Origin of the sequence: Dethiosulfovibrio faecalis (assembly GCF_021568795.1) — a bacterium.
Taxonomy (GTDB): Bacteria; Synergistota; Synergistia; order Synergistales; family Dethiosulfovibrionaceae; genus Dethiosulfovibrio; species Dethiosulfovibrio faecalis.
On sequence record NZ_JAKGUE010000006.1, the window covers coordinates 60,224 to 70,191 of the forward strand.

Here is a 9,968-nt window from a genome sequence, read left to right on the forward strand (position 1 = left end):
GTGACAGAAGGTTTGAAAAGACACGGAACGATCGCGGCAACGATCGGGATCATGGCTCTTCTTTTCCTAGCCGGACCATCTTGGGGCCTTACGATAGCGACATTCAACATGGAGTATTTTTCAATCTCCGGCCCCAGAGGTTATTCCCGACCGGAACGGTCACTGCTGGCCCAAAAAATAGAGACATCCGGAGCGGATATAGTGGCACTCCAGGAGATAGAGAGAGACGAGACGATGAAGACCTTCGTCTCCGAGGATCTGCCGGGGTGGGACTACGAAGGCAACGATACGCGAGGCAGGCAGGATCTGTATTTCATATGGAGATCGGACAAAATAAGATCGATAAAACCGCCCCTACCACGCATGGTCGAAGAGAGGATAAACTGGAGGGGAAGCATCCATAAACTGTTCCAAAGACCTCCTCTAGAGGGGGCCTTCGAGGAGATATCCACCGGGACTACCTTCTCCGTCTTAAATGTCCACCTCCAGGGGCTCAGTACCAGGGGGAACGGAAACAGACTCGAAGCGGTAGCTGCGAACAACGGCATACGCCAGGCCCAGATACTCGGTCTGGGGGTACTATCGGAGGAACACGACGACCCCCTCTTCATATTGGGAGATTTCAACACGACCGAACCGACCCTGGCGCCGTTTCCCACGTTAAAACTCGAGGAAGGCTACAGCTATGACGACCTGCAATGCACCATAGACCACATAGGCTATGTAAATATTTCACCGAAATCGGACTGGGTGCTAAGGGAGCTGGAGACCTCCATTCCAGAGAGATCGATAAATGGGCGTCAACACCCGGACCACGACATGGTGATCCTGTCCATGCCTAGCTTTCCCGATCGATCGGACCTCTGAAACGGAAGGCCAGCAAGGTTATGTCGTCCGACTGCTCTGCTCCATCGACGAACGACGCTACTTTCTCTCTCAACCCCAGGACCATTTCCTTGCTGGACATGCCTTCCATCTCCTCCAACCATAGGATAGACTTCTCCTCCCCCAGAAGCCTACCGTATCCGTCCATCGCCTCGGTAAGACCGTCTGTATACAAAAAGAGCGTCTCTCCCGCCTCGATCTTGGCCTTGCCTTCCTGGAAGGTCATTCCAGCCATCGGTCCCACGAGAGGTCCCTTGACCTTAGGCAGGAAGCCCACAGTCCCCTTGCCCAGAAGAAACGGAGGATTATGACCGCCGGAGGCGTATAGGAACTCCCCGTTTTCCAGGTCTATAACCGCACAGAAGACCGTGACGAACATACAGGACTCGTTGTCAGCCGATATCTCGTCGTTTAATCTCGATAAAATGGCTTCGGGGCCCAGCCCCTCCTTGGCGAAGGCCCTTATGAAGGTCCTCGTCACCGCCATAAACAGAGCGGCCGGAACGCCTTTCCCGGAAACATCTCCTACCGTTACCAATATACGTCCGGGATCGACCATGAAGAAATCGTAAAAATCCCCTCCGACCTCCTTGGCGGGGTCCAAAAGGGCATAAAGGTCGAACTCTTCCATCTCCGGGAAAGGCGGGAAGGTCCTGGGAACGAGGCTCAACTGGATCGAATGGGCGATGTTCAGCTCGCTCTCCATCTTTTCCCTGGCGGCGGTGGTCTCTTGGAGCTCCTCCACATAGACAAGAAGATCCTCTCTCATGGAGGCGAAGGACCGGGCCAGCTGAGCCACCTCGTCGTCACCGGGAACGTAGGGCAGAGACGACTCGAGATCACCCGACGCAGTAAGCTTCGTGGCGGCGCTCAGGCTCTTTATAGGACCGGTTATCGACCTAGCGATTACGGAGGACACCACGAACAGTAGAGCCAAGCCGACGAGTCCCAGCAAAAGCTGAGATCGACTAAGATCGTGAAGAGGTTCGACGAGAGCCCTGCGGGGAAAGACTATACCGATGGACCACCCCATATCTCCGACCGGGCGATAGGCAATCCAGCTGGGATCTCCGGTTGTAAAATCCACAAATTCGACAAGTCCATCCTCGCCCTTTCTCATTCCATCTCCGATATTCCACAGTCGACCATCATCTTCGGCATCGGCGATGCTGAAGATGGTCTCGTTCATAATGAGGACCCTGTCGGGATGGGATACCACCGTTCCGGCGGAGGTAATCAGAAAAGCGTATCCGTCGTCATAGGACCTAAGTCCGATCATCGTATCCGTGAGCCAGTCTAGGGAGACATCGCAGGCAAGAGAGGCCATAAAGGAACCGTCGGAATCGTAAAGGGGAATGCAGTAGGATATCAGCAGCATCTCGCTGCCGCCGACACCGAAATAGGGCTCGGTCCATACCGGACGCCCAAGTTCTTTAGGCAGTTGGTACCAGTCCCAGATCTCCCTGTCGTAACCGCCCTCACCCAGGTTTTTCCTGTGGATTCCACCGTCGTCCCTGTAGGCAAATGGAGCCCAATTTCTCAAACGAGAGTCCTTCAGCTGAGGGGAAAAGGCAAGACACACTCCTGAGACCTCGGGGTGCACCCTCAAGGTCCCCTCCAATATCGAGAAGACGTCGTCTTCAGACAGATCGGAAAGAGAAAGACCTACGGCCAGATCCCGCCCCACCGTTTCGACAACCAGGGGGATCCGTCCCACTTTAAATGAGGTTCCCTCGGCAAGTCCCTCTACCTTGGAGACCATCTCCTGTTTCAATGTAGACCTGGCATGGACGAAACCATAGCCGACTATCGCCAACAGCACGCATCCCGCCCCTATAAGGGTCGAAAGGATCAGTCTAGAGGCGATACTCCCCTTAATCTTCATCTTCGAACACCGTTTTCACGAAATCGTCGAAAGGGACCACCTTTCCGATAAGGCCTCTCTCCTCCATCATGAAGGCGGTGTCGAGGTAATCGGACATGGACAGTCGCCCGAAGGACCAAAGATCGGACGAATCAGGCACTATAGACGGCAGGATCGTCTCCAGCATCCGCTTCATATGAACTCTGTTGGCCGGCACATTGGCTCTTTTAGCATATTTCATCACTATATCTACCGCTTCCTCCGGATGTTCCGCCGTGTATCTCCACCCCTCCAAAGAGGCCCTTACAAAATCGCGACAGACAGTCGGATGATCCTTCAAGGTTGACTCGAGACAGTATATGCCGTCCTCGGGAAATCCAAAGCCCTCGTCTTTCAAGGATATGACTGTCAGATCCTCCTGGCGATATCCGGCCTGAAGGATCCTGTTGTATTCGTTGTAACTCATGGCGGAACAGGCGACGACCCCTCCCCGGAGGAACAAGTCTATCGAATAGAACTGAGGCACTATCTCGGGAGAGATACAGTGAGCGGTGAAAAACCCCCTGTAGGCGCCGGAAAAGTGATCTCCCCACATGCTTATCCTCTTTCCATCCAGATCGAAGATCTCGGATATGCCGTCTTTCTTTTGGGCCACTAGCAGAAGGTTGCCCTCGTTGACCACCTGTGCCAAATTGACGAGAGGAAGCCCTCTTTCCCTATAGACCATGGCGCCGGTGAGAAAGGCTGTCACAAAATCGGCCTCTCTGCGCCTCAACGCCTCCATGGGATCTCTGTCCGGACCTCCTCTATAGACGAAGACGTTCAGCCCTCTTCTGAGGTACATACCCTTCTCGTAGGCCACGTAATATCCCGCAAACTGGGACTGAGGATACCATTGAAGATCAAGCCTTACCCCGGTCATGAAGAATTCGCTGCCCCAACATAGCGAGGGCAGAAGGATCAGACAGAAAAAGGACGAAAGGACACGCGGTATCATCTCTTTTTCACTACCAATCTGAGTCGGTTGAGCCCGCCTTCCCTACTGTAGTGAACCTCGTCCATAACCCTGCGGATCAACAGAATGCCAAGACCTCCCTGTCCCCTTTCCTCCATAGAGGCACTCACGTCTGGCTCGCCGGAAGAGAGGGGATCGAAGGGAACCCCTCTATCCTCGAACTCCAGAAAATAACGGTCTCCGTCGTCCGATACCCTGACAAGAAGCTCCCCCGGCGGGACCTCGTAAGCATAGGAACAGATGTTGACGACCGTCTCCTCCAACGCCAGCTCTACGTGCATTTTTCGCTTCGTAGGTATATCGGCAAGACAGGGCAGGACGAAGGCCCTTATGTCCTCCAAACTGCCAGTCTCAGCGGCAAAACGACGCTCTCGCCGTTCCATCACATGGCCTCTAAAGCTTCGTCTCTGGTTGGATATACCGGCAGGAAACTATCGAAACCGGAGATAGAGAAGACCTCCTCGACCACGCCCTTCATGCCGCAGAGGGACACGGTGGTCCCATCCGTCGAGGCTTTTTTAGCTACAGCAAGTATGCTACGAAGTCCAGCACTGCTGATATACTCCAACTCCGACAGGTCTACTACCATGGCCCCGATGCCGTCGCCCAAAAGAGCTAAGACGGAGCTCTCGAAACCGGGTGCGGTAAGGGTATCCAACCTTCCCGATACAGCTACCACCTTTCCCTTCGGGACATCCACGCAATCGACCTTCATAGAAAAACCTCCTTCTGCTCACTACTCCGAAACTGAGGAGCACGACACCACGACTACGCCCTTGTATTCCTGCATCTCCAATACGACCACGTCGTCTTGGAACTTCATCTCTCGATCGATCCACAGGGTCACGCCCATATCCTCGATCGGCTCGTAACGATCCCGATTATAGAGAGGTTCTTCGCCCTGAACCAGGACGGATGGGACCTCGCATCAGAAACCTCTGTATGTCCCCCACCGAAGATAAAGATCGCCATCCATGGCGGATAGAAAATCCCTTACCTTCTGAGACATGCTGAAGGACAGAGCCTCCGCCGACGAGGACATCAGAAGAACTGCCACGAAAAAAACCGCTACCAAAGAAGTTTTCATCACCTTCATCTGGAACACCCCCTGCAAGAAACCGGCCACATGGCAACGACCTCACCACCCTTGACACCGTAGATGAAATCGTAGAGATTGACAGTGGGACAGGCGTGGTTAGGTATTATCTCCAATCTCTCCCCTATCTTGAAATCTACGTCCATATCGGAGGGTATATCGAATGAGCTGTGTTCGTCCGACTTCCTGTTCAGGTGGATCGATGGATACCTCTTCAACACCCCATGTCCCGGGGTCCTGCATATTCCCTTATCTTGGACATAATAGGTCAGGGCCTTCGTACCCGCATCCAGGACGACCCTATCCTCGGTTGGACGACTTATCACAGTGGCGAAGACCGAGAGAGCGCAACGATCGTAGGATCCCAACACGTTGGCCTGATCGGCGTCCATAAATATATAGGTTCCGGGCCTTATCTCCGTAACCCCGGGCAATATCTCCCCCAACAGCAACGAGGGAGTGGATCCGACGCTGACCTCCTCGCAGGAGATCCCATTATCCCTGATGGTCTTGGCCAGATCGATCACGGTCTGCTGACTATTCCGGTTGACCTCTATTACCTCTTCCCATCCTTCCACGTCGTAACTCTGACCGTCGTGAGTATATATGCCCCTGAGGGAAAGACCGGGGCTCTCCCACACGGATTTCGCCAACTCCAAGACCTCAGGACCTGGAGTCACCCCCGTTCTGGGGTCGCCCGTATTTACGTCCAACAGGACCTCCAATGGACGGTCGGGATCGTCGAACCTTCCGTTCAGGATCGATATATGATCCCTGTGATCCACCGCCACGGCTATCCTACGGACATTTCTCCGAATTTCGGCCAGTCGCTCCAGCTTGATATCCCCCACTATTTCGTTGGCCACGAAGATATCGTCTATGCCTCCTTCTGCCATGACACCCGCCTCAGTCAGCTTCGCCACAGTTATCCCCGAAGCTCCTCTTTCGATCTGCATCTTTGCCAGATCTACAGATCTATGAGTCTTGACATGAGGTCTCAACTTGACGCCGAAGGAATCGGCCTTTCTCTGCATATCCTCTAGATTATTCTCCAGGACCTCGATATCAACCATCAGTGAAGGTGTATCGGCTATGGAGAAATTTCTCATAATCGTTCACCGCCTTTCGAATACAAAACTGTACATGGCCCAAGATAAAGCCTACAATTGTTTTATACCATATCGGAGGTGATGACCGTGACCCTGGATCAAGTATCGAATCCCGCCACCCCATCCGTATCTCCGTTAAACGACGTAGCAAGAGTACGAAGGTTAGACCGAAGAGACCGGGATAGCAAATCCACCCAAGCCTACGACGGGCAGGAGAGGAAAGAGATACTCCGCCAGATAGAGGACAAGATAAGTTCCATGGAGAGCTCTCTAAGAATCCAGGGAAACGGATACGTATCATCCGTCTCCCGACGATATATGACCGATTCCGAGGGCAACAGATATGTAGTGGGAGCGGACATCTCGCTGGATCCACCAAGGCACCTCATGCAAGCTCTCAATATGGCCTCGGAGGAGCCTCCTTTTACGGAGAGGGACAAAGAGGCTACCTATGAGAATTTCGAATCCCCCGAGCCTCGCCCCGTCGAAAAAGGAGATGAGACTGACAATCCCCATGAAGAGGCTTACTCCAAGAGCATCAAAGTGGGAAGGGAGATGGCCAAAAGAGACGCACTGAAGGCCTACGCCAACCCGTTACTATCTATCTACAGAGGAGAGATCCTCTCCTTAGCCGCCTGAAAAGGGAGGTGACTCTATGTTTTTCGCCCACTGGGTGGCGCCGATAATATTGATGCTGTGCGGTGTTTTCATGATAAGAATGGGATCCAGATGGTACCGTTCCGGACGTCCTCTGAAGGGAGTCCTGGACCTGCTGGTAGGAATCGCCTTTCTCATAACAGCGGCCATGCTGCCTACCATGGGATAAAAGTCCCAAAATCGTAATGAGCTTAAAGACCTATGGAACAAACCCCTTATATAGAGTATCCTAAAGCCGGAGACCACTTATATAGTGAGTCTCCGGCTTTATACTGAAAGGAGCCTCTGGTATAATGGCTCCTTGTCTCCGCTCGAATCGGCGAGGACTAGATAGAGGACTAGATAAAAGAAGAAAAGGACGTGAGTAAATGGTCGGGTACATTCGCAAAAGAGACGGCAGAGAGGTTCCCTTCGAGAAAGATCGGATCCGCAAAGCCGTCATGAAGGCCGCCGCAGCCGTCGACATACATGACCAGAAAATAGGAGAGGCGGTGACCCGACAGGCCGAGTCGTACCTGGACATATTCTTCAACCATGAAGGGTCTCCTTCGGTCGAACAGGTGCAGGACCTGGTCGAGAAGATCCTCATAGAAAAGGGACACGCTGACATAGCCAAGGCCTACATTCTCTACAGACAACAGCACTCCAGATTGAGAGATACAAGACAGCTCCTGGGGGGAGCCGTAGAGATGGTCGGTCAGTACCTGCACAAACTGGACTGGAAGGTGAACGAGAACAGCAACATGAGCTACTCCCTTCAGGGACTCAACAACTATATAGCCTCGGAGATCACCGCCCAATACTGGCTCAACGAGATATACCCGCCCTCCATCAGGGAACATCACGTATCGGGAGATTTCCACATTCACGACCTGAGCAACCTATCGGTATACTGTTGCGGTTGGGATCTACAGGACCTTCTGATGAACGGGTTCACCGGAGTGAGCACCAAGATAGGGAGCCGACCTCCAAAACATTTCAGAAGCGCCCTAGGACAGATAGTCAACTTCTTCTACACATTACAGGGCGAGGCCGCAGGGGCTCAGGCCTTCTCCAACTTCGACACCTACCTGGCCCCGTTCGTACAAGCCGACGGACTGTCCTACAAAAACGTGAGACAGGCGTTGCAGGAATTCGTCTTCAACCTCAACGTTCCCACCAGAGTAGGGTTCCAGACGCCTTTTACCAACATAACCATGGACCTCACGCCTCCGAGCTCCCTGAGGAACCTTCCCGCCATAATTGGAGGGCGCCTCTGCGACAGGAAACTGGGAGAATTCCAGAGAGAGATGGACATGATAAACCGGGCCTTCGCCGATGTGATGCTGGACGGCGACGCCAGGGGCAAGGTGTTCACCTTCCCCATACCTACCTACAACATCACCACCGAGTTCGACTGGGACAACGAAACCCTGGAGCCAATATGGGAAATGACCGCCAAGTACGGCATCCCCTACTTCTCCAATTTCATAAACTCGGACATGAGCCCCGACGACGCCAGGTCGATGTGTTGCAGACTCAGACTGGACAACAGAGAGCTTCGCAAAAGAGGAGGTGGGCTCTTCGGCTCCAATCCCATGACGGGATCCATAGGGGTAGTCACGTTGAACATGGCCAGAATAGGCTACCTGGCAAAGGACGAAGAGGACTTCACGAAACGGGTGTACGACCTGATGGATTCGGCCAGGGAAAGCCTGGAGATAAAGAGAAAGGTGCTGGAAAGCCTAACCGAATCCAACCTGTACCCCTACTCCAAGTTCTATCTCAGGACGGTGAAGGAGGACTCGGGAAGATACTGGAACAACCACTTCAACACCATAGGGCTCAACGGGATGAACGAGGCCATGCTGAACTTCCTTGGGAAGGACCTCACCGACCGTGAAGCGATCGAATGTTCGAGACGAATCATGAACGCCATGAAGGACAGAATGGCCGATTATCAGGCAGATAAAGAGTCTCTGTACAACCTGGAGGCGACCCCTGCGGAAGGGGTGACCTATCGATTCGCCAAGGCTGATAGAGACCTGTTCGGAAACAGGATAAAATGTGCCAATCACGAGGCGACCGTGGCGGGATCCAACCCCTACTACACGAACTCGTCCCAGCTCCCGGTAAACGCCACGGACGATATATTCGACGCCCTGGACCTCCAGGACGAGCTCCAGACCGTCTACACCGGGGGAACCGTATTCCACGGCTTCCTGGGGGAGAGGCTCCCGAACGGAGATGGAGCTAAGAAGCTAGTCCGTAGAATCGCCGAAAACTATAGGCTACCCTATTTCACAGTCACGCCGACCTTCAGCGTCTGCCCCATACACGGCTATATAGCGGGAGAACACGAATTTTGTCCCCTCTGTGCGGCCGAGGCCGAGATGGAGAGGGAAGAAGTGACCTCGTCTTGATAATCGGAGGGATAAGGAAGACCACTCTAATAGACTATCCCGGACGGATAGCCTCCATGATATTCACCAGAGGCTGTACCTTCGCCTGCCCATGGTGCCATAACGGTGGTCTTCTCGATCAGGGGGACGGGCTGGACGAGGAAGATATATTCGACTTCCTGAAGCGCAGAATAAAAATCATAGACGGCCTGGTGATCTCCGGCGGAGAACCGACCGTCCACGAGGATCTGCCCCGCTTCATATCGGAGGTCAGGAAGATGGGGCTTCCGATAAAACTGGACACTAACGGCAGTCTGCCAGATCGCCTAGAACCCCTGTTGGACGAAAAACTGATCGACTACGTCGCCATGGACGTGAAAGCCCCCCTGGAAGACTACGCCTCTGTTGCGGGAGTCGGAGGGTTCGAGGAGGCGATAGTCCGCAGCATAGAGATCATCATGAAAAAAGCCCGGGATTACGAGTTCAGAACGACCTTCGTACCGGGATTGCACGACGAGAGCTCGGCGGAAGGAATCGGCCAACTGGTGAAAGGGGCAAAAGTCCACTACCTACAGTATTTCAGGCCCGTAGGAACGATCCTCGACCCCGGATACAGGGACAAAAGGAGGTGCACCGAGGAAGAACTTGATAAATACGCCGACATAATCGGACGATACGTGGAGAAAGCGGTATGCAGAATCTGAAAAGGCACGGGAAAGGACGTGAAACAAATGGAAAAAGGCAAGACGAGATGCGAGGTATATTCGAGGGTCGTGGGTTTTCTCTCCCCGGTATCCCAATGGAATAAAGGCAAAAAAGAGGAGTTCAAAGACAGGATCACCTTTGACGAATCGGCCGGCAACGGCCTATCGAAAAATAACTAGAGGAAATCTCTAAAAACGCTGGTCCTCGACGACATCTACGGGGAGTAAACCGGGCCCCCCCACATTAGCGCGGGCCC

General features: G+C 53.4%; 12 protein-coding genes. 6 read left to right on the forward strand and 6 right to left on the reverse strand.

Going from position 1 to position 9,968, the window contains the following annotated elements; all coding sequences use genetic code 11:
- Positions 1-51: 51 nt before the first annotated feature.
- Positions 52-867, forward strand: coding sequence for an endonuclease/exonuclease/phosphatase family protein (locus tag L2W58_RS06355; RefSeq protein WP_236102512.1), 816 nt, complete (start codon positions 52-54; stop codon positions 865-867).
- Here L2W58_RS06355 and L2W58_RS06360 read toward each other — a convergent pair.
- From L2W58_RS06360 to L2W58_RS06385, 6 genes are all read right to left on the reverse strand, one after another.
- Positions 839-2,770: a SpoIIE family protein phosphatase gene (locus tag L2W58_RS06360; protein WP_236102513.1), complete on the reverse strand. Its 1,932-nt coding sequence runs from the start codon at positions 2,768-2,770 to the stop codon at positions 839-841. The genes L2W58_RS06355 and L2W58_RS06360 overlap by 29 nt on opposite strands.
- Positions 2,760-3,746 carry an ABC transporter substrate-binding protein gene (locus L2W58_RS06365; RefSeq protein WP_236102514.1) on the reverse strand — a complete coding sequence of 329 codons (987 nt, stop codon included), beginning with the start codon at positions 3,744-3,746 and terminating at the stop codon, positions 2,760-2,762. Before L2W58_RS06365 ends, L2W58_RS06360 begins: the two co-directional genes overlap by 11 nt.
- Positions 3,743-4,147, reverse strand: coding sequence for an ATP-binding protein (locus L2W58_RS06370; RefSeq protein WP_236102515.1), 405 nt, complete (start codon positions 4,145-4,147; stop codon positions 3,743-3,745). The genes L2W58_RS06365 and L2W58_RS06370 overlap by 4 nt, the downstream gene beginning before the upstream one ends.
- Positions 4,147-4,479, reverse strand: a complete 333-nt coding sequence (locus L2W58_RS06375; RefSeq protein WP_236102516.1) for an STAS domain-containing protein — start codon at positions 4,477-4,479, stop codon at positions 4,147-4,149. The genes L2W58_RS06370 and L2W58_RS06375 overlap by 1 nt, the downstream gene beginning before the upstream one ends.
- A 213-nt stretch (positions 4,480-4,692) precedes the next feature.
- The gene (locus L2W58_RS06380; protein ID WP_236102517.1) at positions 4,693-4,860 is read right to left on the reverse strand and encodes a hypothetical protein; all 168 of its coding nucleotides are present in this window, start codon (positions 4,858-4,860) and stop codon (positions 4,693-4,695) included.
- Positions 4,857-5,969 (reverse strand): alanine racemase, encoded by a 1,113-nt coding sequence (locus L2W58_RS06385; protein ID WP_236102518.1) that lies wholly within the window; start codon positions 5,967-5,969, stop codon positions 4,857-4,859. The genes L2W58_RS06380 and L2W58_RS06385 overlap by 4 nt, the downstream gene beginning before the upstream one ends.
- An 87-nt stretch (positions 5,970-6,056) precedes the next feature.
- On the opposite strand from L2W58_RS06385, the gene L2W58_RS06390 reads away from it, so the two are divergent.
- The 5 genes from L2W58_RS06390 (at position 6,057) to nrdD (ending at position 9,891) form a co-directional block, all read left to right on the forward strand.
- Positions 6,057-6,608: a hypothetical protein gene (locus tag L2W58_RS06390; protein ID WP_236102519.1), complete on the forward strand. Its 552-nt coding sequence runs from the start codon at positions 6,057-6,059 to the stop codon at positions 6,606-6,608.
- Positions 6,609-6,624: 16 nt separating this feature from the next.
- Positions 6,625-6,795: a hypothetical protein gene (locus L2W58_RS06395; protein WP_236102520.1), complete on the forward strand. Its 171-nt coding sequence runs from the start codon at positions 6,625-6,627 to the stop codon at positions 6,793-6,795.
- Positions 6,796-6,994: 199 nt separating this feature from the next.
- The gene (locus L2W58_RS06400; protein ID WP_236102521.1) at positions 6,995-9,028 is read left to right on the forward strand and encodes a ribonucleoside triphosphate reductase; all 2,034 of its coding nucleotides are present in this window, start codon (positions 6,995-6,997) and stop codon (positions 9,026-9,028) included.
- Positions 9,025-9,711 (forward strand): anaerobic ribonucleoside-triphosphate reductase activating protein, encoded by a 687-nt coding sequence (locus L2W58_RS06405; RefSeq protein WP_236102522.1) that lies wholly within the window; start codon positions 9,025-9,027, stop codon positions 9,709-9,711. Before L2W58_RS06400 ends, L2W58_RS06405 begins: the two co-directional genes overlap by 4 nt.
- Before the next feature lie 27 nt (positions 9,712-9,738).
- A complete protein-coding gene (nrdD, locus tag L2W58_RS06410; RefSeq protein WP_236102561.1) occupies positions 9,739-9,891 on the forward strand; it encodes an anaerobic ribonucleoside-triphosphate reductase in 153 nt (50 codons plus the stop codon).
- Positions 9,892-9,968 lie beyond the last annotated feature (77 nt).

Excerpts from the sequence above, each read along its gene's own strand:
- L2W58_RS06400 (WP_236102521.1), top strand. The coding sequence starts at position 6,995 with ATGGTCGGGTACATTCGCAAAAGAGACGGCAGAGAGGTTCCCTTCGAG.
- nrdD (WP_236102561.1), top strand. The coding sequence starts at position 9,739 with ATGGAAAAAGGCAAGACGAGATGCGAGGTATATTCGAGGGTCGTGGGT.
- L2W58_RS06375 (WP_236102516.1), bottom strand. The coding sequence starts at position 4,479 with ATGAAGGTCGATTGCGTGGATGTCCCGAAGGGAAAGGTGGTAGCTGTA.
- L2W58_RS06355 (WP_236102512.1), top strand. The coding sequence starts at position 52 with ATGGCTCTTCTTTTCCTAGCCGGACCATCTTGGGGCCTTACGATAGCG.
- L2W58_RS06395 (WP_236102520.1), top strand. The coding sequence starts at position 6,625 with ATGTTTTTCGCCCACTGGGTGGCGCCGATAATATTGATGCTGTGCGGT.
- L2W58_RS06365 (WP_236102514.1), bottom strand. The coding sequence starts at position 3,746 with ATGATACCGCGTGTCCTTTCGTCCTTTTTCTGTCTGATCCTTCTGCCC.
- L2W58_RS06370 (WP_236102515.1), bottom strand. The coding sequence starts at position 4,147 with ATGGAACGGCGAGAGCGTCGTTTTGCCGCTGAGACTGGCAGTTTGGAG.
- L2W58_RS06380 (WP_236102517.1), bottom strand. The coding sequence starts at position 4,860 with ATGAAGGTGATGAAAACTTCTTTGGTAGCGGTTTTTTTCGTGGCAGTT.
- L2W58_RS06360 (WP_236102513.1), bottom strand. The coding sequence starts at position 2,770 with ATGAAGATTAAGGGGAGTATCGCCTCTAGACTGATCCTTTCGACCCTT.
- L2W58_RS06385 (WP_236102518.1), bottom strand. The coding sequence starts at position 5,969 with ATGAGAAATTTCTCCATAGCCGATACACCTTCACTGATGGTTGATATC.